23 protein-coding genes are annotated in these 23978 nt (G+C 69.5%); 18 read left to right on the forward strand and 5 right to left on the reverse strand.

All coding sequences use genetic code 11. The annotated features are described in order from the left end of the window. Positions 1–132: 132 nt before the first annotated feature. The 6 genes from ACQPYZ_RS10620 (at position 133) to ACQPYZ_RS10645 (ending at position 7151) form a co-directional block, all read left to right on the forward strand. On the forward strand, positions 133–1197 hold the full coding sequence (locus tag ACQPYZ_RS10620) for a hypothetical protein (protein WP_433167285.1): 1065 nt from the start codon (positions 133–135) through the stop codon (positions 1195–1197). After that, complete coding sequence (locus tag ACQPYZ_RS10625; protein WP_433167286.1) at positions 1194–2486, forward strand: hypothetical protein; 1293 nt, start codon at positions 1194–1196, stop codon at positions 2484–2486. The genes ACQPYZ_RS10620 and ACQPYZ_RS10625 overlap by 4 nt, the downstream gene beginning before the upstream one ends. Positions 2487–2594: 108 nt before the next feature. Further along, positions 2595–3218, forward strand: a complete 624-nt coding sequence (locus ACQPYZ_RS10630) for a ClpP family protease (protein ID WP_433167287.1) — start codon at positions 2595–2597, stop codon at positions 3216–3218. A 31-nt stretch (positions 3219–3249) separates the two neighbouring features. Next, a complete protein-coding gene (locus tag ACQPYZ_RS10635) occupies positions 3250–3861 on the forward strand; it encodes an ATP-dependent Clp protease proteolytic subunit (protein ID WP_433167288.1) in 612 nt (203 codons plus the stop codon). Between the two features lie 296 nt (positions 3862–4157). Continuing rightward, positions 4158–5453: an ATP-dependent Clp protease ATP-binding subunit ClpX gene (gene clpX / locus ACQPYZ_RS10640; protein ID WP_433167289.1), complete on the forward strand. Its 1296-nt coding sequence runs from the start codon at positions 4158–4160 to the stop codon at positions 5451–5453. A 99-nt stretch (positions 5454–5552) separates the two neighbouring features. Beyond that, on the forward strand, positions 5553–7151 hold the full coding sequence (locus ACQPYZ_RS10645) for an alpha/beta fold hydrolase (protein ID WP_433167290.1): 1599 nt from the start codon (positions 5553–5555) through the stop codon (positions 7149–7151). Between the two features lie 42 nt (positions 7152–7193). Here the strand turns inward: ACQPYZ_RS10645 and ACQPYZ_RS10650 are convergent, their stop codons facing one another. Next, positions 7194–8042 carry an NAD(P)H-binding protein gene (locus ACQPYZ_RS10650; RefSeq protein ID WP_433167291.1) on the reverse strand — a complete coding sequence of 283 codons (849 nt, stop codon included), beginning with the start codon at positions 8040–8042 and terminating at the stop codon, positions 7194–7196. A gap of 125 nt (positions 8043–8167) precedes the next feature. Here ACQPYZ_RS10650 and ACQPYZ_RS10655 point away from each other — a divergent pair, with 125 nt between their 5' ends. Continuing rightward, a complete protein-coding gene (locus ACQPYZ_RS10655) occupies positions 8168–9076 on the forward strand; it encodes an AraC family transcriptional regulator (protein ID WP_433167292.1) in 909 nt (302 codons plus the stop codon). Here the strand turns inward: ACQPYZ_RS10655 and ACQPYZ_RS10660 are convergent. Continuing rightward, the gene (locus tag ACQPYZ_RS10660) at positions 9063–10112 is read right to left on the reverse strand and encodes a helix-turn-helix transcriptional regulator (RefSeq protein ID WP_433167293.1); all 1050 of its coding nucleotides are present in this window, start codon (positions 10110–10112) and stop codon (positions 9063–9065) included. The two genes, ACQPYZ_RS10655 and ACQPYZ_RS10660, sit on opposite strands and share 14 nt — an antisense overlap. A gap of 143 nt (positions 10113–10255) precedes the next feature. On the opposite strand from ACQPYZ_RS10660, the gene ACQPYZ_RS10665 reads away from it, so the two are divergent. The 4 genes from ACQPYZ_RS10665 (at position 10256) to ACQPYZ_RS10680 (ending at position 14008) form a co-directional block, all read left to right on the forward strand. Then, a complete protein-coding gene (locus tag ACQPYZ_RS10665; protein ID WP_433167294.1) occupies positions 10256–10696 on the forward strand; it encodes a cupin domain-containing protein in 441 nt (146 codons plus the stop codon). Then, the gene (locus ACQPYZ_RS10670) at positions 10693–11067 is read left to right on the forward strand and encodes a DUF1304 family protein (RefSeq protein ID WP_433167295.1); all 375 of its coding nucleotides are present in this window, start codon (positions 10693–10695) and stop codon (positions 11065–11067) included. Before ACQPYZ_RS10665 ends, ACQPYZ_RS10670 begins: the two co-directional genes overlap by 4 nt. A 144-nt stretch (positions 11068–11211) precedes the next feature. Continuing rightward, entirely contained in the window at positions 11212–12753 is a 1542-nt protein-coding gene (locus tag ACQPYZ_RS10675; protein WP_433167296.1) for an alkaline phosphatase D family protein, read from the forward strand. A gap of 7 nt (positions 12754–12760) precedes the next feature. After that, the gene (locus ACQPYZ_RS10680; protein WP_433167297.1) at positions 12761–14008 is read left to right on the forward strand and encodes a hypothetical protein; all 1248 of its coding nucleotides are present in this window, start codon (positions 12761–12763) and stop codon (positions 14006–14008) included. A gap of 54 nt (positions 14009–14062) precedes the next feature. Here the strand turns inward: ACQPYZ_RS10680 and ACQPYZ_RS10685 are convergent, their stop codons facing one another. Next, a complete protein-coding gene (locus tag ACQPYZ_RS10685) occupies positions 14063–15361 on the reverse strand; it encodes a phosphodiester glycosidase family protein (RefSeq protein WP_433167298.1) in 1299 nt (432 codons plus the stop codon). A 188-nt stretch (positions 15362–15549) separates the two neighbouring features. Between ACQPYZ_RS10685 and ACQPYZ_RS10690 the strand changes: the two genes are divergently transcribed. Then, on the forward strand, positions 15550–16476 hold the full coding sequence (locus tag ACQPYZ_RS10690; RefSeq protein ID WP_433167299.1) for an AEC family transporter: 927 nt from the start codon (positions 15550–15552) through the stop codon (positions 16474–16476). Positions 16477–16480: 4 nt separating this feature from the next. On the opposite strand, the gene ACQPYZ_RS10695 is transcribed toward ACQPYZ_RS10690, so the two are convergent. Both ACQPYZ_RS10695 and valS read right to left on the reverse strand, forming a co-directional pair. Next, positions 16481–17482, reverse strand: coding sequence for a hypothetical protein (locus ACQPYZ_RS10695; protein WP_433167300.1), 1002 nt, complete (start codon positions 17480–17482; stop codon positions 16481–16483). A 143-nt stretch (positions 17483–17625) separates the two neighbouring features. Then, positions 17626–20166 (reverse strand): valine--tRNA ligase, encoded by a 2541-nt coding sequence (gene valS, locus ACQPYZ_RS10700; RefSeq protein ID WP_433167301.1) that lies wholly within the window; start codon positions 20164–20166, stop codon positions 17626–17628. A 73-nt stretch (positions 20167–20239) separates the two neighbouring features. Between valS and ACQPYZ_RS10705 the strand changes: the two genes are divergently transcribed. The 6 genes from ACQPYZ_RS10705 to ACQPYZ_RS10730 are packed head-to-tail and all read left to right on the forward strand — an operon-like array spanning position 20240 to position 23977. Further along, on the forward strand, positions 20240–21601 hold the full coding sequence (locus tag ACQPYZ_RS10705) for a bifunctional folylpolyglutamate synthase/dihydrofolate synthase (protein WP_433167302.1): 1362 nt from the start codon (positions 20240–20242) through the stop codon (positions 21599–21601). Next, positions 21598–21924, forward strand: coding sequence for a DUF4233 domain-containing protein (locus tag ACQPYZ_RS10710; protein ID WP_433167303.1), 327 nt, complete (start codon positions 21598–21600; stop codon positions 21922–21924). Before ACQPYZ_RS10705 ends, ACQPYZ_RS10710 begins: the two co-directional genes overlap by 4 nt. A gap of 39 nt (positions 21925–21963) precedes the next feature. After that, a complete protein-coding gene (gene ndk / locus ACQPYZ_RS10715) occupies positions 21964–22374 on the forward strand; it encodes a nucleoside-diphosphate kinase (protein ID WP_433167304.1) in 411 nt (136 codons plus the stop codon). A 59-nt stretch (positions 22375–22433) separates the two neighbouring features. Then, on the forward strand, positions 22434–22781 hold the full coding sequence (locus ACQPYZ_RS10720; RefSeq protein ID WP_433169654.1) for an NUDIX hydrolase: 348 nt from the start codon (positions 22434–22436) through the stop codon (positions 22779–22781). Further along, positions 22681–22920, forward strand: a complete 240-nt coding sequence (locus tag ACQPYZ_RS10725) for a hypothetical protein (protein WP_433169843.1) — start codon at positions 22681–22683, stop codon at positions 22918–22920. Before ACQPYZ_RS10720 ends, ACQPYZ_RS10725 begins: the two co-directional genes overlap by 101 nt. Positions 22921–22948: 28 nt before the next feature. After that, positions 22949–23977, forward strand: a complete 1029-nt coding sequence (locus ACQPYZ_RS10730) for a rod shape-determining protein (RefSeq protein WP_433167305.1) — start codon at positions 22949–22951, stop codon at positions 23975–23977. Position 23978 lies beyond the last annotated feature (1 nt).

Here is a 23978-nt window from a genome sequence, read left to right on the forward strand (position 1 = left end):
GCAGTACGCCGCGACGGCCCGGATCCCCTGTGGATCCGGGCCGTCGTCGCGTTGTCAGCCGGCTGAAAGCGATCTGAAAGCGCTCATCCCTAGCGTGACCGGTGCACCGTCAACCGCCCCGGGGGATGCTGGATGAAGCTCAGACTGCCGGCCGCCGCTGCCGCCGTGGCCCTGGTCGCCGGCGGCCTGGCCGCAGCACCGCCGCAAGCCGAGGCGGCCTGTACGTCGGTCCCAGCGGAGCCCGCCGGGGCAAACCCGGCGCCCCAAGCACTCCCGGCAGCCCAAGCAGCTCCGGCGGCCGAGACTGTTGGGCGGATCGATCTGTTCGCTCGCGGCACCGACAACGCGCTCTGGCATCGGTGGTGGGACCTGGGCAAGCCGTGGACCTGCTGGCAGAGCCTCCGCGGCGACCTCGCCTCCGCCCCCGGAGCCGCGTCGCACGACAACCACGTCGTTCACCTCAACGCCCTCGGCCCCGACGGCCGGATCAAGGACCGCTCCTTCTCCAACGTCGGCATGCTCAACGGTGGCTGGAGCCTGTGGGACGACCTCGGCACCCAGACCTTCGCCTCCGCCCCGGCCGTCGCCTCCTGGGGCACCGGGCACCTCGAGGTCTTCGCGCTCGACCACGACCAGAAGGTCCAGCACACCTGGTTCCGCTTCGGCGGCGGTGGTTGGAGCGGCTGGTACGGCTTCACCGGCGAGCAACGCTTCCAGGGCTCCCCGGCCGCGGCGGCGTACGCGCCGGGCAAGCTGCACCTCTACGCGCGTGGACTCGACAACAGGCTCTATCAGCGCTGGCTGACCGGCAGGGTGCCCGGTGAGTGGTCCGACTGGGTCGCCATGGGCGACAAGCAGTTCACCTCCTCGCCAGGCGCGGTGTCCTGGGGACCGAAGCACCTGGAGGTCTTCGCACTCGGCCAGGACAGCAAGGTCTGGCACAACTGGTACCGGTTCGACGCTGGGGCCTGGAGCGGCTGGTACGCACTGGACGGGCCCCAGACCTTCAAAGAGGCACCCGCGGCCGTCTCACACGCGCCAGGCCGCCTCAACCTCTTCGCCCTCGGCACCGACAACCGCATCTGGGCCCGCCACCTGAGCGGTCCGGGTACGTGGACCAGCTGGACTCCGATGGGGGACGAGCAGTTCACCTCGGCCCCGGCAGCGGCCTCCTGGACCAGGCAGGTGAACCAGTGAAGCGCAGAACCCTGCTCAAGGCCGGTGCAGCCGCTGCTGGGGCCTTGGCGCTGCCCAGAGCGACTCCTGCGGCCGGCCTCGGTACGACGCCGGAGCTGCTGGCGAACGACGTCTTCCCGATCGGATTCTTCTGGCCTCCGCCGGCCGAGCAGACGACGGTGGCGCGCTACAAACAGATCGCCGACGCCGGGTTCACCTGGGCCAGCTCGGGCAACGACGTTCACAACTGGGACCGCAGCCTGGCGATGATGCGGGCCTGTGAGGCGAACGGTCTGGTCGCCCTGCCGTCCGACGACCGCATCGGCGGGGCCACGGTCTGCCCGGGCTGGCTGGACTCAGTGAAACGCGTCCGGGACGAGTACGCCGCCGCGTCGCCCGCGTTCACCGGATTCCGGCTGGCCGACGAACCCAGTCCGGTGCACTACCCGCGGTTCCGGATGATCGCGGACGCCGTGGCCGAGGCGGGTCCGACCGACCTCACCCACATCAACCTGGTCCCGCTGTACGACACGGTGCGGATCGCGACGTACCGCGACTTCCTGGCCCGGTACGTCGACCAGTTCGGGCCGTCGTTCATCTCGTACGACCACTACCCGTTGCTGACCGACAACACGCTCCGCGCGAGCTACTTCCTCAACTGGTCGCTGGTCCGCGAGGCCGGTCTGCGGGCGAACGTGCCGACCTGGATGTACATCCAGGCGGTGGACCACTGGAACCTGAAATCACCCACCCGGGAGGAACTGCAGTGGCAGATCTCGATGAGCCTTGCCTATGGCTGCCAGGGCATCCAGTACTTCACGTACTGGACGCCCGTCGGCCGGCCCGACTTCGAGTTCGGTACGGCGCTCATCGCCAAGGACGGAAGGCCGAGCCGGCTCTACCACGACGCGGCCGCGATCAACACGACGTACCTGCAGCCGATCGGCCGACAGCTCAAGCACCTGGTGAGCGAGTCGGTGGTGCATGCGAACGAGGACCCGCTGCCCGTCGGGACGACGAGGTTCACGCCTTCGCCGCAGTTGCGCTCTGTGGCTGGTGACCCGGTCGTCGTCGGCCAGTTCCGGACGGCGGTCGACGACGGCCGGCGCTGGCTGTTCGTCGCGAACCGGTCGTACGCCGCGAACGACACGGCCGGCGTGACGATCTCCGTGCAGCCCGGGATCGGCCTGGTCGAGGAGTTCACACCCGGCGACGGACAGTACAAAGCGGTGACCGTGGCCGCCGGAGCCTTCGGCGCCTCGATCGGCTCCGGCGCGGGTCGCCTCTTCCGCCTGACGCCGGCGGAGTGAAAGTTGCTGACCAGGAAGAAATTCGCTCAGGGCAGACTCGGTGCGCCGTGAGCGAACACCTGTGGCCCAGCCTTAGGTCTGTCGCCGCCGCCCAGTAATGTCGGCTTCGTGAACGAGACATTTGCAGCCAGCCCCACCGCCGCGGGCGGCAACGGATCGGGCGGACTCGACGACCACATCTACCAGCGCCTGCTGCAGAACCGGATCATCTTCCTGGGGTCCGAAGTTCGGGACGAGAACTCGAACGCGATCTGTGCGCAGATGCTGCTCCTCAACGCCGAGGACCCCAACAAGGACATCTGGCTGTACATCAACTCGCCGGGCGGCTCGGTGGACGCCGGCATGGCGATCTACGACACCATGCAGTACATCTCCAACGACGTCGCGACCGTGGGGATGGGCCTGGCGGCCTCGATGGGCCAGTTCCTGCTCTGCGCCGGCGCGAAGAACAAGCGGTTCGCGCTGCCGCACGCGCGGATCATGATGCACCAGCCGTCCGGCGGTATGGGCGGTACGGCGTCCGACATCAAGATCCAGGCCGAGCAGTCGCTGCACATCAAGGCGCAGCTGTTCAAGCTGATCGCCGAGCACACCGGCCAGCCGCTCGAGCAGGTCGAGAACGACGCGGACCGGGACCGCTGGTTCACCGCCGACGCGGCCAGGGAGTACGGCTTCATCGACCACGTGGTCGCCAGCGCCGCCCAGCTCAGCTCCGGCAGCCCGAACTCCTGATCTCCCACTCCGTCAGCCAAAGGACGCACCCATGAACTACTTCATCCCGCAGTGGGAGGAGCGCACGTCGTACGGCATGCGCCGGATCGACCCCTACACCAAGCTGTTCGAGGACCGCATCATCTTCCTCGGTACGCCGATCACCGACGAGATCGCGAACGCGGTGATGGCCCAGCTGCTGTGCCTGCAGTCGATGGACTCCGACCGCGACATCAGCATCTACATCAACTCCCCGGGCGGCTCGTTCACCGCGCTCACCGCGATCTACGACACCGTCCGCTACATCAAGCCAGACGTCCAGACGGTGTGCCTCGGCCAGGCCGCCTCGGCCGCCGCGGTGCTGCTCGCCGCCGGTACGCCGGGCAAGCGGCTGGCGCTGCCGAACAGCCGGATCATCATCCACCAGCCGGCCACCGAGGGCACCTACGGCCAGTCCAGCGACATCGAGATCCAGGCGAACGAGATCCTCCGGCTGCGCGCGCTGCTGGAGAAGATGATCGCCGACGCCAGCGGCAAGTCGATGGAGGAAGTCTCCCGCGACATCGAGCGGGACAAGTTCCTGACCGCCGACCAGGCCATCGAGTACGGCCTGATCGACGACGTCCTGCAGACCCTCAAGACCCCGGTTCCGGCCGGCGTCTGAGCCCGCTCCGTGCCTCCCGGCCGCCGTCCAGCGCGGCCGGGAGCCGGACCGGCACCATCCATCACGTCCGACCCGGCCCGACGGTGCTGACATGAGCCTTTTCCGGCGCGATATGCACTTGTCAAGGGCGGGGCGCGTTCGCCACCGGCGTAGTCACAACGCGGCGGCGGGCGCGGCGTTTCGGCCTCCGGCGCGGTACCGTCGAAGCGGAGTCCGGGTGACCGTTCGGCGCCCGGCCCGAGCGGCCCACGCCCCCTCGGCCCAGGTTCGACTGCTCAGAGAAGGGATCTGTCCCGGTGGCACGCATAGGTGACGGCGGCGACCTGCTGAAATGCTCGTTCTGCGGTAAGAGCCAGAAGCAGGTCAAGAAGCTCATCGCCGGTCCCGGCGTCTACATCTGCGACGAATGCATCGATCTCTGCAACGAGATCATCGAGGAGGAGCTGAACGAGGGCTCCGAGGTCGGCCTCACCGAGCTGCCCAAGCCGCGGGAGATCTACGACTTCCTCAACGCCTACGTCGTCGGACAGGACGTGGCCAAGAAGGCGCTCGCGGTGGCGGTGTACAACCACTACAAGCGGGTCCGTGACGGTCAGGGCAGCTCGAGCGCCGGCCGGCACGCCAAGGACGAGGCCGTCGAGCTGGCCAAGTCGAACATCCTGCTGATCGGCCCGACCGGCTGCGGCAAGACCTACCTGGCGCAGACGCTGGCGCGGATGCTGAACGTCCCGTTCGCGATCGCCGACGCCACCGCGCTGACCGAGGCCGGGTACGTCGGTGAGGACGTCGAGAACATCCTGCTGAAGCTGATCCAGGCGGCCGACTACGACGTGAAGAAGGCCGAGACCGGGATCATCTACATCGACGAGGTCGACAAGATCGCCCGCAAGAGCGAGAACCCGTCGATCACCCGGGACGTCTCCGGCGAAGGCGTCCAGCAGGCGCTGCTGAAGATCCTGGAGGGCACCACCGCGAGCGTGCCGCCGCAGGGTGGCCGCAAGCACCCGCACCAGGAGTTCATCCAGATCGACACCACCAACGTGCTGTTCATCGTCGGCGGCGCGTTCGCCGGCCTGGACCACATGGTCGAGCAGCGGGTCGGCAAGAAGACCCTCGGGTTCAACACCTCCCGCGAGCCGGAGAAGCCGAAGGAGCTCGGCGGGTACGCCGACGTCATGCCGGAGGACCTGCTGAAGTTCGGCCTGATCCCCGAGTTCATCGGCCGGCTCCCGGTGATCACCACGGTGTCCCCGCTGGACCGCGAGGCGCTGATCAAGATCCTGTCCGAGCCGAAGAACGCGCTGGTCAAGCAGTACCGGCGGCTCTTCGAGATCGACAACGTCGAGCTCGAGTTCAGCGACGACGCGGTCGAGGCGATCGCCGACCAGGCGCTGCTGCGCGGCACCGGCGCCCGCGGTCTGCGGGCGATCATGGAAGAGGTCCTGCTCAACGTGATGTACGAGGTGCCGAGCCGCGAGGACGTCGCCAAGGTCGTCGTCACCGGCAAGGTCGTGCTGGAGAACGTGAACCCCACGCTGATCCCGCGCGACCAGATCGAACGCAAGCGCGACCGTCGCGAGAAGACCGCCTGAGCCCTGCCGTCGAGGAGGCCGGACCCGCCGTACGGCGGACTCCCGGCCTCCTTCTGTCGGCGGACGCGCCGGGGTGGCCGGCTGCCTACCGTGGGTGGCATGAGGCCACTTCTTCGAAGACTGACCGTTGCCGTTGCCGCCGGTGCCCTCGTCGCGCCGGCCGCGCCCGCAGTCGCTGCCCCGAAGAGCGTCGTACCGGAGATCGCTTGGGGGAGTTGCGGTGCCGAGCTGCCCGCGTTCCAGTGCGCGACCGTCGAGGTGCCGACCGACTATGACCGGCCACACGGTCCGACGACCACGATCGCGCTGACCCGCTTGCCGGCCACCGATCCGGCCCGCAAGCTCGGCACGCTGTTCACCAACCCGGGCGGCCCCGGTGGGTCCGGTGTGGACTTCGTGCAGCAGTCCGGGCAGGCGGCCTACCAGCCCGAGGTGCGGGCGCGGTTCGACATCCTCGGGTTCGACCCTCGCGGTGTCGGCAGGTCGGACCCGGTGACCTGCTTCCCGACGGCTGCCGAGGAGGCGGCCGCGTTCGCGGACGAGCCGCCGTACCCGGTGACCGCGGCCGAGGAGCGCGCGTACACGGCCCTCAGCCTCAAGCTGGCGATCGGCTGCCGGACGACCTCGCCGGACCGGCTGGCGCACTACTCGACCGCGAACGTCGCCCGGGACATGGATCTGCTGCGGCAGGCGGTCGGCGACGACAAGCTCAGCTACGTCGGGTACTCCTACGGGACGTACCTCGGTGCGACGTACGCGCGGCTGTTCCCGGACAAGATCCGCGCCTTCGTGCTGGACGGAACCCTGAGCCCCGAGTGGTACTCCGGCTCGGACGGCGACCGGCGCCCGATCGGCGACCGGCTCCGACAGGGTGACGGCGCCGTGGAGACGTTCGAGCAGTTCCTCGCCGAGTGCGCGAAGGCAGGACCGGACAGGTGCTCGCTGGCCGGGCTCGGGGATCCCAAGACTGTTGCCGAGAGCACCTTCGAACGGCTGAAGACGAATCCGGTCGTGCTCACGTTGCCGGACGGCTCGACCCTCACGGTGACCTACCAGCTGGCGGTCCAGGTGAGCTTCTTCTCGCTCTACGAGCCGGCCGGCTGGCCGGCGCTGGCCGACCTGCTGGCCGAGCTCGCTACCGCCTCGGCGACCAAGGCCCGGGCGAAGTCGGCCGTGCGGGCGCCCGAGGTGCTGGTGCAGTGGAACCGGCGCAAGGAGGAGTACCCGTCGATCGGCACTGCGCTGCAGCCGTGCGTCGAGGCCAAACACTCCGGCCGGCCGCTGGCCTACCCGCGGTACGCCGACGCCGCCGACAAGCGGGCCCCGCACTTCGGCCGGATGCGACTGTGGCTCGGCCAGCCGTGCGAGTTCATGGGTGTGCGCGACCACGACGCCTTCCTCGGTCCGTGGAAGCTGTCGACCAGGACCCCGGTGATGGTCATCGGCACCCGGTACGACCCGGCGACGCCGTACCAGGCCACGCGCCCGTACGCCGACCTCTACCGGAATGCCCACCTGGTCACGGTCGAAGGCTACGGTCACACCGTGCTCGGCAAGAGCACCTGCGCCGACACCCTGATCACCACCTACCTGACCACCCTGAAGGCGCCGGCCGACGGCTCGACCTGCACCCAGGACCGCAAACCGTTCGACCCACCCCCGGCGAAGGTCAAGCTCTTCCAGGGCCCCGGCCTGTAGACGAGGCGACCGGGCCCGGACAATGTCCGGGCCCGGCGGCTATTACCTCAGGGCAGCCGCGATCGAGTCGGTGATCGGGGTGGTCGGGCGGCCGATCAGGCGGCTGAGGTCGCTGCCCCGGCCGGCCAGGAGGCCGCGCTCGATGGCGGCGTCGACGTCGACCAGGATCGGGGCGAAGGCCCCGGGGACGCCGGCTCCGGTCAGGATCTCCAGCAGCTGCTCGGCCGGGACGTTGTTGTAGGCAACATTCTTGCCGGACAACCGGGTCACCTCGGCGGCGTACTCGGTCAGCGTCCAGGCGGTGTCGCCGTTCAGCTCGTACGCCTTCTTTTCGTGCCCCTCGCCGGTCAGGACGACGGCGGCCGCGGCCGCGTAGTCGCGGCGCGCGGCGGAGGCGATCCGGCCGTCGCCGGCGCTGCCGACCACGCCGTGCTCGAGCTGTACGGCGAGCTGGTCGGTGTAGACCTCGTTGTACCAGCCGTTGCGGAGCATCGTGTAGCTCAGGCCCGAGTCGAGGATCGCCTGCTCGGTCGCCCGGTGGTCGGCGGCGAGGTCGAAGTCGGCCTCCGGACCGCCGAGCACGCTGGTGTACGCGAGCCGGGCGACCCCGGCCTCCTTCGCTGCGTCGATCACGGTCTGGTGCTGCGTGACCCGGTGGGGATCCAGCCCGGAGATCAGCAGCACGGTGTCACCGGCGGCCAAGGCCTTCGCGACGGCGGCCGGGTCGTCGTAGTCGGCGATCCGGACCTCGACGCCCCGTACGGCGAGGTCGGCGGCCTTCTCGGCGTTCCGGGCGACCGCGACCACCTGGTGCGCGGGCACCCGCTGCAGCAACTCGTCGATGACGAGGCGGCCGAGGTGACCGGTGGCAGCGGTGACGACAATGCGCATGGAGTGCTCCCTTGTAGTTGAGGATTGCATGTCAACCGTAGAGACCGATCTAGAGAGCGTTCCTATGCTCGTGAAGCGCAAATTCATATCCGATCGTCTTCAGCAGTGCGAGTATCATGCAGGGCATGGATGTGCTTGCCGATGTCGTTTCCGCGATGCGGACCGGTCCGGCCACCTCGGGCCGGACAGATGTCCGCGGACCGTGGGGTCTGCGGTTCACCCAGTCGGCGGGCGCGACGTTCCACCTCGTGTTGCAGGGCAGCTCCTGGCTCCTGCCTCCCGACGGTCCTCCGGTCGCGATGGGGCCGGGAGACGCGGTGCTGTTGCCGCGCGGGCTCGAGCACGGCCTGGCCGACCACCCCGACTCGCCATTGGTCGACTTCGATCCGGCGATCGTGGACCAGGCGCCGGGCAGCACCGGCGCTCGCTCGCTGTTGCTGTGCGGGACCTACCTGCTCGACCGGCAGCGATCGCATCCCGTGCTGAGCAACCTGCCGGACGTCGTACATGTGCCCGCGGATCCCGGGCGGCACCGGACGCTGCACACCACCATCGGCGTGCTCGGCGAGGAGCTCGACGCCGACCGGCCGGGCGCGGCGGCCGTCGTACCGCCGCTGGTGGACGCGTTGCTCGTGCTGATCCTGCGGGCCTGGCTGGAGGACCGGCGCTGCCCGACCGACAGCGGTTGGTCGCGGACGCTGACCGACTCCGCGGTCGCGCGCTCCCTCGAGCTGATCCATGCCGAGCCGGGCGCGACCTGGACAGTCGCGGACCTCGCGGCGGACGTCGGCCTGTCGCGGGCGGCGTTCGCCCGGCGGTTCACCGAGGCGGTCGGCGAGCCGCCGCTGACGTACCTGTCCCGCTGGCGGATGACGACGGCCGCGCGGCTGCTGCGCGACCACGACCGGCCGTTGGCGACCGTGGCCAAGGAGATCGGGTACAGGTCGGAGTTCGCGTTCGCCAAGGCGTTCAAGCGCGACTTCGGGATCGCGCCCGGTGCCTACCGCAAGCAGTTGGCGGTCAGTGGTACGTGAGGTCTTCCGGGCGGAGGGTGGCGACCAGTTCGCCGCGGCTGCGGACGCCGACCTTGGTGAACGCGGACTTCAGGTGGTCCTGGATGGTGTGCGGTGAGATCGACAGCCGGTCGGCGATCTCCGCGGTGGTGTGACCGGAGATCACCTCGAGGCAGACCTCCCGCTCCCGCGCGGTCAGTCCGTACGCCGCCAGCAGCATGCCGACCAGGTGACGACCGGACGCGGGCTCGATCGTCACCACCACCTCCGACTGGTCGTCGTCGCTGATCAGCCGGCTGCCCTGCATGACCACCCAGCCACCGGTCGTGGTCTGGACCCGCGCCTGGAAGGTCCCGTTGGCGGCCACCCGTGTGCCGGTCACGACGGCCAGCAGCAGGGTGTTGAAGCGGCCGGGCGCGATCTCGTTCAGCGCGTCCTGCCAGTTGCGCGCGGCCGGGGTGACGGCCCGCGGCTCACCGCTCGGCCCGGTGACGACGATCGACGGTCCGACCCCTCCTCGATACCCGTGGGCATCGGTACGCACCGCCACCCGCGTCGCCGCGCCGATCGCCGGCGCCACCGAGCCGAGGAACTCCACCTCGCGATCGGTGAACTCCGGCCCGCTCCGGACGAAGCCGGCCGCACCCCAGCAGTCCCCGTCGACGCTGAACACCGCCCGCAGTTCGTGCTCGATCCCCAGCGGCCGCCACACCTCGTTGAGCCGGCGGTGCCCGACGACCTCGCGGTACGGCAGGTCCGACAACCTGGCCACCGGGTAGGGCCGCCTGGCCAGCTCGACGAACGAGTTCGGATTGTTCGCGGCGTACTCCGTCTCGGCCAGCCGCGGCTCGTACTCCGCCGGGATACGCGTCCGGCCGCTGGTCATCGAACTGATCACCAACGTGCCGGGATCGATCGCCGCCCAGCAGGTCAGGTCGTCGCCGATCACCTGCTCGACCACCTCGATCGCGGCCGCGTGCAGGTCCGCGACGCTCAGTCCTGACGTCGCCAGTGCCGCGATGTCCCTCCGCGCGGTCCGCGCCCGGCCCTCCCACATGCGCTCAGTATGCGCCGCCTCCCACCGCGCGCCCATCCCCGAAATGTGGGGATCCGGCGTCCCGGCAGAGCCCAGCCCGCCGGGATGGTTCCGGCGTCGTCCGCTTCCTACGGTCGGCGCAACGACTCTCGGAGGAGGACATCATGACGGAATCGGTGCACCTGAGCTCAGCCGGCACGGGCGCGGAGTACGTCGCTCCGGACGCGATCGTCACGGTCAAGGTCGGCGGCGAGCACACCGGCGGGCAGTACGAGCTCTTCGAGGTGGACGCGCCGCGCGGTCCGGCCGCGCCGCCGCACAGCGAGACCTGGGGCAAGGCGTTCTACGTCCTGCAGGGCCGGATCCTGGTCCAGGCCGGCGACCAGGGCTACGACCTCGGTCCCGGCGCGTCGATCAGCATCCCGGCCGGCACGCTGAACACCTTCTCGGTGCTGACGCCGTCGGCGAAGTTCCTCACCGTCAGCCTGACCGGGAAGATGGGCGAGTTCTTCGCCGACCTCGCGACGGCCGACCCGACCGACTACGCCGCGCTGGGCGAGATCTCGAGCCGGCATGGGGTCACGCTCGCGGGAGCGCCGTCATGAGTACGGTGGCGCAGGTGCTCGCGGTGGCGATCGCCGTCATGCTTGCGGTCGTCTTCGTGATGGAGTCGTTCCTGTACCGGCACCCGCGGCTGTACCCGATGTTCCTCACCAAGCCCGGCGACTTCGACGCGGTCCGGCTCTGGACGGTCAATATGGGCTGGTACAACCTGACGACCGCGATCGCGCTGGTGGCCGGCGTCGTCCTCGTCCGCACCGATCATCTGCCGCAGGGCGAGGCGTTGATCATCTTCACCGCGGCGCAGCACACCTTCATGGCCGTCGTCCTCGTCGTCTCGCAGCCGAAGCTGTGGGTCAACGCGATCCTCGAGGGCGTCCCTGCCGCGATTCTGCTCGCACTTGCCCTCAACTAGTCACCTGCGAGCAGTAGGAAAGTTACACAAATTGTCCCATCATGGGCAGCAAGCACCCCTGCACTCTCAAGGTTCTCCGGACGGCTCCGCAGGCTTCATCCGTCCGGGGAGCCCCCGCCCTGAGTAGTCGTGAAGGTGAGGCCCATGAGCCCTATCAGCCGTAGAACCCTTGTCCTCGGCGGCCTGGCCGCCGCCGGTGCCAGTGCTCTGCCCATCCGCTCGACCGTGATCGCGGCCACCGCCGCCGTCCCGTACCCGTTCCAGTTGGGCATCGCCTCCGGCGAACCGGACGCGAACAGCGTCGTACTGTGGACCCGGCTGGCGCCCTCGCCCCTGAACGCCGACGGTCAGGGCGGGATGGCGAACGCCAACGTGACCGTCGACTGGCAGGTCTCCACCACCGACACGTTCAGCACCCTGGTCGCGTCCGGCTCGGTCACCGCGACGTACGCGAACGCGCACTCGGTGCATGTCGTTGCCGGAGGCCTCAACCCCGACTCGGACTACTTCTACCGCTTCCGTGCCCAAGGGCACCTCTCACCGGTCGGCCGCACCCGGACGGCACCCGCCGTCGGCACCAACGGCCGCGACCTGGTGATGGCATTCACCTCCTGCGCGCACTACGAGGAGGGCTACTACACCGTCTACCGCCGGATGGCCGAGGACAACCCCGGGCTCGTGCTGCACCTGGGCGACTACATCTACGAGTACGGCGCGGTGGCCGGCCGCACCCGGACGCACGCGGGGACGACCGAGATCGTCACGCTGGCCGACTACCGTCGCCGGTACGCGCAGTACAAGTCGGACCCGGATCTCCAGGCCGCCCACGCGGCCGCGCCCTGGCTCGTCGTACCGGACGACCACGAGGTGGAGAACAACTACGCCAACATGGTGCGGGCGGACAGTACGCCGTCGTTGACGTCGGCGCAGTGGACCGCCCGGCGGACCGCAGCGTACCGGGCCTACTACGAGAACATGCCACTGCGGCCGGCGCAGGCGAACAGTGGCAACAGCATCCCGCTGTACCGGCGGCTGCGGTGGGGGAATCTGGCCACCTTCCATATGCTCGACACCCGGCAGTACCGGCACGACCAGGCGTGCGGTGACGGCTGGAAGGTGTGCTCGGACGCGGATCTGGCGTCCCGCAGCCTGCCGGGCAACGCCCAGGAGACGTGGCTGCTGGACGGGCTCGCGCAGCACTACGGCACCTGGGACATCCTCGGTCAGCAGGTGTTCTTCGCCCGACGGTTCAACTCGGCCGGCGCCGGGAGCATGGACTCGTGGGACGGCTACCGCGCGTCCCGGGCCCGGATCCAGCAAGGCTGGCTCGATCGCGGGACGCGCAATCCCGTCGTACTCACCGGGGATGTGCACCGCGCCTGGGCGAACGACCTGAAGGCGGACTACGGCAACTCAGGCTCGGCGACGATCGGCAGCGAGCTGGTCACCAGCTCGGCCACGTCCAGCGGCGACGGCGACGGCTCGACCACGATCCCGGACGTCGCGAACAACCCGTGGCTGAAGTTCTACAGCAACCGGCGCGGGTATGTCCGGACGACGATCAGCCCGACCCAGCTGCGCGCCGACTTCCGGGCGGTCGCGAAGGTGTCGGAGCACGACGCCGCGGCGTCGACCGTCAAGTCGTTCGTCATCCAAGAGGGCCGTCCCGGCCTGCAGGCGGTGTGAGGGAGTCATGAAGAAGACACTGGCGTTCGCCGCCGTGGCGGCAACCACGTTCGTGCTCACCGCGCCGGCCGCGGAGGCCCACCTCGCCACCCCGACCTGGTCGACGGCCAACAGCGTGTCGACGGGCGACCAGGACGCACCGGCGATCGCGACCAACCGGAACGGGGACGTCGCCGTCGTCTGGGAGGACGACCGCGACACCGACGACGCGACCACCGACGTCCACAGTGAGATCTACATCCGGACGTACCGCAACGGTACGGCGCTCTACGAGAAGAAGCTGTCCGCCGCGGGCAGCAGCGGAGTGACGAACTGGCGGCACCTGCACCCGGACGTAGGCCTGGACGACAAGGGCAACGCGGTCGTCGTCTGGCAGGACGACCCGGACGGCAACGGCTACTACAACATCCCGTACCGCGTGCTGAACACGGCCGGCACGGTGACTGCCTCGGGCAACGCCAACAGCAGCGCGACCGGCCAGCAGATCAACCCGCGCGTCGGCGTGGACCCCGACGGCGCGCCGGCCGGCGGGGCAGTCGCGTTCACGGTCACGTGGGAGGACATCCAGACCGGTACGCCGGCCACCGTGAAGGCGGCCGGGTACACCGGCCCGACGACCCGGGCCTGGGAGGTCACCGCGTCGGCGACGACCGGCCAGCACCACAACCCGGACGTGGCCGTCTCCGCGTCAGGCGATGCGGTCGTGGTGTGGGACGACGACGGAGACGCCAACTCGTCGTACGAGATCGGGCTGATCCGGCTGGGCCGGACGAACGGTGCGGCTACGTTGTCCCGCCGAGTGGCGAACGCCAACACCGGTGGTCAGCAGATTCGCCCCTCCGTCGCGGCCAACTTCAACGGCGACTTCGCGGTCGCGTGGGAATCCGACCACACCGGTACGGCGGGATCGTGGACGCGGACCTTCACCGCGACCGGCGCAGCCCGGTTCGCCGACGTCCAGGTCGCCGCCGGCGGCAGAGCGCCGTCGATCGGCCTGGACGACGCCTCACAGTCGGTCGTCGGCTGGACGGTCGGTGGTGTGGACGTGTGGGTCCGCGGTTTCGGTACCAACGGCACCGACACCGGGCGGTTGTCCGCCCAGCAACTCAATTCGCTCCCCGACGGTCGCCAGGAACAGATGACGGTCGCGGTCTCGCCGTACGCGCAGGTGGCGGTCGCCTACACCGACGACCACGACGGCAACACCTACGACCAGATCTACCTGGGCCAGGACTTCTCCAACAACAGTTGGTGATCCTGCCTCGCGGCGGGCAGAGCCGGCTCTGCCCGCCGCGAGAGTGGGTGTGGATCAGCGACGCGGCACGAACACGAGTGCGTCGCCGACGGCCCGCTCGGCGCCGTTGGTCCCGCTCGGGCGGTTGACCAGCGTGCCGTCCTGCAGCGCCATCGCGGTCGACCCGCCGCCGTCCAGGTTGATCGCGTCGTGCAGGCCGAGGGCGTCCGCGACCGCGGCCGTCTCGTCCATCGTCGTCCCGACGCTGGTGGTCTGCCGGCCGTCGATCGTCGCCAGCAGGATCTTGCCGTCGCGCGTCGTCCCGGCGATCGTCCGCGGGTTGCGGTCGAAGAAGCTGCCGGTGCCGTCCGGTACGACGATCTCGCCGCCGGAGGTCAGCTGGTAGCGACCGGTCACGCCGTACAGGTTGTTGCGCAGCGACACCTTCTTGCCGTTCTGGTCGGCGAGCTTGATGTCCTTGGTGAGGCAGCCGTGCGCGGTCGCCGCCAGCAGGGCGGCGGTGTCCTTGCCGGTGGCCTGCAGCGAGGTCTGGTCCTTCGCGAGGGCCGTGCCGCGCGTGGTCGCGGTACGGACGACGCAGCCGCGCCGGTCCAGCACGACCTCGATGCCGTGGCCGGCCGGGGTCGCGGCGGCGAACTCCGGGGTGAACAGGACGACGTCGCCGGGCTCGGTGCAGGTGGTCTGGTCGGGCAGGGTGGCGCAGGCGGCCGGGATCACCGGCGGGTGGTTCACGAACTCCAGCGGGAGCTCGGCACCGGACCGGCGGTTGCGGACCTCTCCCGTCCAGCGCAGGTGGCCGGTGAGGACCTTGTTGCTGTCGGCATCGATCAGCAGGTTCGCCTCGGCCGGGTCGGTCAGCGGCTCGCTCAGCAGCTTGCCGTCGAAGATGCCCAGGCCGACCGGGTCGCCGGGGTAGAGCTGGCTGGCGGTGAAGGTGAAGAACGAAGCGTTCACACCGGCCAGCGCGCCGGAGGTGCGGACCAGCTCCGACGTCTTCTCGACCTTCGCCAGATCCGGCCCGTACGTCGCCTTCAGCCGGCCCTTCGCCTTACGCGGGTCGATGGTGAGCACGTTGACGATCCAGGGACCGCGCGTCGTGGTGTTGATCTGGTCGGGTGCGGCGGGCTCGGTGCCGCGGACGATCTTGGTCAGGGTCACGCCGCGGGCCAGCTCCCGGCTGGTGCGGGTCTCGGCGAGGTCCTGGTCGCCCAGCGGCAGCCCGGCCGTCGGCCGTGCGGTCTCGGCTGCGGTGCTGTCGGCGTACGCCGTCGGTACAACGCTCAGCGTGGCCACGGTCGCGAGCACGGAAGCTGCGATCATCGCGGCGCGGGGGAGTCGCGCGGAAGTAGTCATGCCGGCCATCCTGTTCGTCGTGGGTGGAATCTTTCGGATCCAGCCGCTGACTCGTCAGCATCTGACAGGTTACGGTTTCGTGCCGACGTCGGGTGTGGTTCGCGGGGTGTCCAGTGGCTGACTGGTCAGCGAGGGGCCGGCGTGCGGTCGGATAGCATCGCGGCGTGTCGACGTCTCCGAGTGCCTGAGTGTCAGCCGTCGTCGGTGCCTTCGTCGCGCTCGTCTCGGTCGCCGTCCTCGGGTACGTCGTCGGTCTGACCGGCGTACTGCGGGCGCAGGACGAGGTCGTCCTCTCGCGACTGGCGTTCTTCGTGGCGACGCCGGCGTTGCTGTTCGCCACCGTGGCCCGAGCGGACCTGCACTCGATCTTCTCGGCGGTGCTCGTCACGAGCGTCGCCAGTGTGGTCGTGGTGCAGGTGATCTTCCTGCTCGTGGCGGGCCTGATCTGGCGCCGGTCCCGGTCCGAGGCGACCATCGGCGTACTCGCCTCGTCGTACGTGAACGCGGGCAACCTGGGCGTGCCGGTAGCGGCGTACGTGCTCGGCGACGGTGCGCTGGTGGCGCCGATCCTGCTCTTCCAGTTGCTGGTGATGGCGCCGGTCGCATTCGCCGTACTCGACGGAGATCGGCAGGGGTCGGGCCGTCGGGTGTCGTGGCGGGCGGTGCTGACGCGGCCGCTACGGAACCCGCTGACGGTCGCCTCGTTGCTCGGTCTGCTGGTCGCGTCGCTCGATGTGGAGCTGCCGGCGTTGCTGATGCGGCCGATCGATCTGCTCGCCGCGGCCGCCGTACCGGTCGGGCTGATCGCCTACGGGCTGAGCCTGAGCGCCGGGACGAAGGGGTCGATCACGCTGCGGCGTGACGTCGTGCTGGCCGTCGTACTCAAGACCATGCTGCAGCCCATCATCGCGTACGCCGTCGCCCGCTGGCTGCTCGACCTCCGCGGCCCCGCCCTGATCGCGCCGACCCTGCTCGCCGCCCTGCCCACGGCCCAGAACATCTACGTCTACGCAGTCCACTACCGCGCAAGCCGCACCCTGGCCCGCAGCGCAGTCCTCCTCAGCACGCTCCTCAGCATCCCCCTCATGACCACCATCACCGGCCTCCTGAGCTGAATGATCACTTCATGGCGTTGAAGGCTTCTTCGGCTACGGGGGCTACCTCGTCGACGGTGATGCCGTCGTTGCCGGACTGGGCGATGATCGTGAGCGTGTTCGAGCCGCGGTAGCACTGGGTCGGGAGGTCGCCGGTCTCGACACAGGTCGACCGGCCGACCTTCTTGATCTGTTCAGGGGTCGCGCCGGAGTCCGCCACGGTCTTGTCGATGTCGACCTTTCCGCGCAGGGCGATCAGCACGTACAGGCGGTCGCCGTCGAGGCTGCCGTACGCCTCGACGGTGACCTGCTTGCCGTCGTTGATCTCGCTGAGGCGTTCGCGGGTCTGGTTCAGCTGCAGCTCGTCACGGATGTCCTGGTCGGTGATCCGGTCCAGTCCGCCGAGCTTGGCCGGCGGCGTGATCCCGCGCTGGGCGTTCAGCCGGTTCATCGGCCCGAGACCCCACACGTACCCAAGCACCGCCAACACCCCCAGCACCACCACAACCCCACCAACAGTCAGCCAAGGCCCCCGCCGAATCCCGAACCTCCGCCTCTTCTTCCCCCCAACCCCATCCCCACCAACAGCCTTCTCACCAGTCGGCCCTCCGGCAGCAGCCCCGCCAGCGGCCTTGTCCCCAGCAGGCTTGTCACCGGCACCTTTCTCGCCAACCGGCTTGCCGGCAGCCTCGCCAGCGGCCTTGTCACCGGCAGGCCTGTCACCGGCGGCGTTCTCGCTCGCAGGCTTCACCCCTGCCAGCTTCTCGTCCGTGACCTTCCCGATCTCCACGGTGTCGTCAGCCGCACCCGCCTCGCCACCAGCAGTCACCTTCCCACCCGGAGCCGCCTCCGCGCCGGCCTGGGCACCCGGAGCCGCCGGGGCGTCCGGAGTCGCCTTGGCCTGGGCGGCAGGCTCGGTGGTCGCGGCCGGGGTTTCACGCGCAGGCAGATCAGCCCGCGTGGGCGGCTTGGCACCCGCGGGCGGCTTGGTGTCAGCCGGCTGGTCCGGGGTGGTGGGGTCGCTCATGCGGGGCTCCTCGGGACTGGCGGTCGCGCGGTTCGACCCGATGGTTCCACATCGGGACAAGCCGGTTCCGCAGCGTAGTCGTTCCAGCGGAAACGGTAGCGCCCGCCTCCCCGGAAGGAGACGGGCGCCGGGCGAACGAACCCTCAGAGGGTCGCGACGACCTTGACCGCGTCGGACTCGTCCGGGCTCCAGACGATCTCGCCGGTGATCCGGCCGGCCGCGCGCAGGTCGGGCTCGGCCCGCTCCGCCAGCGCGAGCCGGGCGGCCGGTCCGCTGACCTCGACCTTGCTGACCTCGGTCTTCATCGAGACCTGTGCCTCCGACTTCGCACCGCGAATGCCGCCGAGCACCTCGGCGACCGCGTCCAGCACCTCCGGCTCCTGCGCCGCGACCGTGAGGTCGACGTCCGGCTCCGGCCACCGGCTCGTGTGGATCGAGCCCTCCTGCCACCACGACCACACCTCTTCGGTCGCATACGGCAGGTACGGCGCGAGCAGCCGCAACTGCACCGACAACGCCACCGCCAGCGCAGCCTTGGCCGACGACGCGGCCGCCTCACCCTGGCCGCCGTACGCGCGCTCCTTGACCAGCTCGACGTAGTCGTCGCAGAACGTCCAGAAGAACCGCTCGCTGACCTCGAGCGCCCCGGTGTAGTCGTACCGGTCGAAGGCCGCGGTCGCGTCGGCGACCACGGACCGCAGCCGCTGCAGCATCGCCAGGTCGACCGGCTCGGTGAGCGCGGCCGGGTCGATCGCCGACGCACCGAACCCGAGGACGAACTTCGACGCGTTCAGGACCTTGATCGCCAGCCGCCGGCCGACCTTCATCTGCGACTCGTCGAACGGCGAGTCCAGCCCCGGCCGCGCCATCGCGGCGCGCCACCGCACCGCGTCCGAGCCGAACTTGTTCAGGATGTCGTCCGGGATGATCGCGTTGCCCTTGGACTTGCTGAGCTTCTTGCGGTCCGGGTCGACGACGAACCCGGAGATCATCGACCGCGCCCAGGGGAGCGTGCCGTTCTCGAAGTGGGCCCGAACGACGCGGGAGAACAGCCAGGTCCGGATGATCTCGTGGGCGTGGGTGTTCAGGTCCATCGGGAAGGTACGCCGGAACAGGTCGTCGTCCCGCTCCCAGCCGCAGACGATGTGGGGCGTCAGCGACGAGGTCGCCCAGGTGTCCATCACGTCGGGATCGGCCTCGAACCCACCGGGCTTGCCGCGCTGGGACTCGTCGTACCCGCGCGGGGCCTGCGAGGTCGGGTCGATCGGGAGCTCGGCTTCGGACGGCATCAGCGGGTGGTCGTAGTCGACCTCGCCGTCGGCGTCGATCGGGTACCAGACCGGGAACGGGACGCCGAAGAAGCGCTGGCGGGAGATCAGCCAGTCACCGTTCAGCCCTTCGACCCAGTTCAGGTACCGGTGCCGCATGTGCTCGGGGATCCAGCCGAGCTCGTTGCCCCGCTCGACGAATTCCTGCTTGAGGTCGGCGTCACGGCCGCCGTTCCTGATGTACCACTGCCGGGTCGAGACGATCTCCAGCGGCTTGTCGCCCTTCTCGAAGAAGTTCGTCATCCGCTTCGTCGGGGTGGGTTCGCCGTCCAGGTCGCCGCTCTCGCGCAGCTTCGCGACGATCAGCTCACGCGCGCTGAACACGGTCTTGCCGGCGAGCTCGGCGTACAGCTCCGAACCCTCCAGCCAGGCCGGGGTGTCGCGCAGCAGCCGGCCGTCGCGGCCGATGACGGTCCGGACCGGCAGTTGCAGCTCGCGCCACCACTGGATGTCGGTCTGGTCGCCGAACGTGCAGCACATCGCGATGCCGGCGCCTTTGTCCATCTCGGCGGCCTCGTGCGCCAGGACCGGGACCTCGACGTCGAACAGCGGCGTACGGACGGTCGATCCGAACAGCTCCTGGTAACGCTCGTCCGACGGGTGCGCGATCAGCGCGACACAGGCCGGGATCAGCTCGGGCCTCGTGGTCTCGATGTGGATCGGCCCGTTCGCGCCGTGGAAGGCGATCCGGTGGTAGGCGCCGGCGTACTCCCGGGCCTCGAGCTCCGCCTGCGCGACCGCGGTCTGGAACGTGACGTCCCACATCGTCGGCGCCTCGGCCAGATACGCCTCGCCGCGGGCGAAGTTGCGCAGGAAGGCGCGCTGCGACGTCCGCCGCGACTCCTCCGAGATGGTGGTGTAGAGGTACGACCAGTCGACGCTGAGGCCGACCCGGCGCCACATCGCCTCGAACGCCTGCTCGTCGATGTGGGTCAGCTCACCGCACAGCTCGACGAAGTTCTGCCGGGAGATCGGGACCTGCTTCTTCGGGTCCGGCTTGGCCGGTGGCTCGAAGGATGGGTCGTACGGCAGCGAGGGGTCGCACTTGACGCCGTAGTAGTTCTGCACGCGGCGCTCGGTCGGCAGGCCGTTGTCGTCCCAGCCGATCGGGTAGAAGACCTTCTTGCCGCGCATCCGCTGGTAGCGGGCGACCAGGTCGGTGTGGGTGTAGCTGAAGATGTGCCCGACGTGCAGGGATCCGGAGACGGTCGGCGGCGGGGTGTCGATGGAGTAGACCTCGGCCCGCTCGGCCGTGCGGTCGAACGCGTAGGTCTGCTGCTCCCTCCATACCGCAGCCCACTTCTCCTCGAGGCCTTCGAGGGTGGGCTTGTCTGGAACACGGGACGTCTGGCTCATGCGCACAATCGTAGTGGTTGTCAAGGGGTGCTTCCGACCGGTTATCCACACCCCAACCTAGACTGGCAGTCTGATGAGTGACCTCTCCTACGCCGAGGTATCGGCACGGCTCCAGCAACGATGGCCGGAGCACAAGATCGAACCGACCCTGGATCGGGTCCGGCGGCTCGTCGAGCTGCTCGGTGATCCGCAGAAGGCGTACCCGGTGGTGCACCTGACCGGGACCAACGGCAAGACGTCCACCGCCCGGATGATCGACACCCTGGTCCGCGAGGCCGGGCTGCGGACCGGCCGGTTCACCAGTCCGCACCTGGAGTCGGTCCGGGAACGGATCACCCTGGACGGTGAGCCGATCAGCGAGGAGCGCTTCGTCGACGCGTACGCCGAGCTCGCGCCGTACCTGGACGTGGTCGACGCCGAGCAGGAGCACCCGCTGTCGTTCTTCGAGGTGATGACCGCGATGGCGTTCGCCGTCTTCGCGGACGCGCCCGTCGACGTCGCGATCGTCGAGGTCGGCCTGGGCGGCACCTGGGACTCCACGAACGTCGCGGACGGGACGGTCAGTGTGATCACCCCGGTCGCGGTCGACCACGCGCACATCCTCGGCGCGGATCCGGTCACCATCGCCCGGGACAAGTCCGGCATCATCAAGCCCGGCGGTACGACGGTGATGGCGCAGCAGAGCCTGGACGTCTTCGAAGTACTGCTCCGCAAGGCCGCCGAGGTCGGGTCGCAGGTCGCTCGCGAAGGGATCGAGTTCGGCGTCACCAGCCGCTCGCTCGCGGTCGGCGGCCAGCTGATCTCGCTCAAGGGCCTCGGCGGCGAGTACGACGACGTCTTCCTGCCGCTCCACGGTGAGTACCAGGCGCACAACGCGGCCACCGCGGTCGCCGCTGTGGAAGCGCTGTTCGGCGCCAGCCCGCAGACCGAGGGCCGGGTCACCGCGGAGCTGGTCCAGGCGGCCCTCGCCGACGTCACCAGCCCGGGCCGGATGGAGGTCGTCCGGAACAGCCCGACGATCGTCGTCGACGCCGCGCACAACCCGCACGGCGCGGAGGCGACCGCGGCCACGGTCTCCGAGGCGTTCGCCTTCCAGCCGCTGATCGGCGTCCTCGGCTGCATGAAGGACAAGGACGTGTACGGCCTGCTGGAGGCGTACGAACCGATCATGGAGACGGTCGTCTGTACCCGGAACAGCTTCGTCGAGCGGTCGATGCCGGCGGAGGAGCTCGGGGAGCTCGCGGCCGAGGTGTTCGGCGAGGACCGGGTGCTGGTCCGGCCGCACCTGGTGGACGCGATCGACGACGCGATCCGGCTGGCCGAGGAGAACGCGGTCGCGCTCGGCACCGGCGGCGTACTGATCACCGGCTCCGTCATCACCGCCGGTGAGGCCCGTGCCCTGCTGGTCCGCAAGCCGAAGAAGGACGAGTCATGAGGTCACTCGCGTCGATAGTGCTCGGGTTCGAGTCGCTGGTGCTCGCGCTGGTGACGCCGGTGATGATCTCGGTGGCCGACGTCCGGCCGGCGATCGCGGTGACGGTGTGTGTCGGGTTGGCCGTGCTGGCGCTGGTGGCGACCGGTCTGCTGCGCAACCGGGTCGGGTACGTCCTCGGCTGGGTGGTCCAGGTCGGTGCGGTCGGCCTCGGCTTCGTCGTACCGGTGATGTTCGTGCTCGGTCTGGCGTTCGCGTCCTTCTGGGTGGCAGCCATCGTGCTCGGCCGCCGCATCGAGGAAGCGAAGCGCGCGCACACCGGTTAGGCTCAGCGCGCCCGACCTACTTCGAGAGAGAGTCTGACGATGTCGCAGCGCACCCTGGTCCTGCTCAAGCCCGACACGGTACGCCGTGGCCTGGTCGGGGAGGTGCTCGGCCGGTTCGAGGCCAAGGGGCTCCGGATCGTGGCGATGGACCTGCGCTCGATCGACGGCGACCTGGCCGACCAGCACTACGCCGAGCACGTCGAGCGGGACTTCTACCCGCCGCTGCGCGAGTTCGTCACCAGCGGCCCGCTGGTCGCGCTGGTGCTCGAGGGTGACGAGGCGATCGAGGTGGTCCGCGCGCTGAACGGCGCCACCGACGGCCGCAAGGCCGCTCCCGGCACGATCCGCGGCGACCTGTCGCTGTCGAACCGGGAGAACCTCGTGCACGGCTCGGACTCGCCGGAGTCGGCCGAGCGCGAGATCAAGATCTGGTTCCCCGACCTGCCGTGACGTCGATTCACGGCGGCGGCCAACCGGTTGCGGCAGCCGTCGTGATCGAGCACGGGCGCGTGTTGCTGTTGCGACGGCGGGTCGCGGAGGGTTCCCTGCTCTGGCAGTTCCCGGCGGGGAAGGTCGAGCAGGGGGAGTCTCCGGCTGCCGCCGCCGTTCGTGAAACTCTCGAAGAGGTAGGTCTGCACGTCCGGTACGTATCCACACTCGGGGAGCGGGAGCACCCTGCGACAGGACGGCTCATGCACTACGTGGAATGCGCAGTAGTCAGTGGCAACGCGACCATCGCGAGCCCTGAGGAGCTAGATGCCATCGCCTGGTGTAGTCGCGGCGAGCTCGCTGTCCGCGTTCCTGAAGGTGTGTTCGATCCGGTGCAACGTCGACTTGATTCCGCCCTCCGCCCCTGAGTTGGAGCACGGTGAAGATTTCAACCCGGCGGCGAACGGCTGGTTACCGGTCGGATACGATGCGTACGCGGTCGACCTGGTGATCCGGACCCGGGCCCGTGTCGATGCGTCGGCGACCACGGTCGCGCGCTTAGCCTGAGAACCGGATCGAGCGGAGAGGCGCCTCGATGGCGAACAGCATGCTCGGCCGCGACATGGCGGTCGACCTCGGTACGGCGAACACCCTCGTCTACGTGCGCGGGCGCGGGGTGGTGCTGAACGAGCCGTCCGTGGTCGCGACCCGGACCGACGAGCCGCGCGAGGCGGTCGCGTTCGGCCACGAGGCGAAGAAGATGATCGGCCGGACGCCGGGGAACATCACCGCGATCCGGCCGCTCAAGGACGGCGTGATCGCGGACTTCGACGCCGCCGAGCAGATGCTGCGCTACTTCATCCAGCGGGTGCACCGGCGGCGGTACTTCGCCAAGCCGCGGATCGTGGTCTGCGTGCCGTCCGGGATCACCGCGGTCGAGCAGCGCGCGGTCCGCGACGCCGGCTACATGGCCGGGGCCCGCAAGGTCTACATCATCGAGGAGCCGATGGCCGCCGCGCTCGGCTCCAACCTCGAGGTCCGCGACGCCACCGGCAACATGGTGGTCGACATCGGCGGCGGTACGACGGAGGTCGCGGTCATCTCGTTCGGCGGCATCGTCACCAGCCAGTCGATCCGGGTGGCCGGCGACGCCATCGACAAGGCGGTGGTGAACTACTGCAAGAAGGAGTACTCGCTGCTCCTCGGCGAGGCCACCTCCGAGCAGATCAAGATGACCATCGGGTCGGCGTTCCCGACCACCGACGGCCCGGAGAGCGAGATCCGCGGCCGGGACATGATCTCCGGCCTGCCGCGGACCGTGAAGGTGTCCTCGGCAAGCATCCGGCAGGCGATCGAGGAGCCGATCACCGCGATCGTCGACGCGGTCAAGGCCACCCTGGACAAGACCCCGCCGGAGCTGGCCGGTGACATCGTCGACCGCGGCATCGTGCTGACCGGCGGCGGTGCGCTGCTGAAGGGCATGGACGAGCGGCTGCGGCACGAGACCGGCATCCCGATCCACGTCGCCGAGAACCCGCTGGACGCCGTCGTCCTCGGCGCCGGCAAGTGCGTGGACAACATCGAGACTCTGAACCGCATCCTGGTCACCGACAACCGGCGCTGAG

Source organism: Kribbella sp. CA-247076 (assembly GCF_050942445.1).
GTDB lineage: Bacteria > Actinomycetota > Actinomycetes > Propionibacteriales > Kribbellaceae > Kribbella.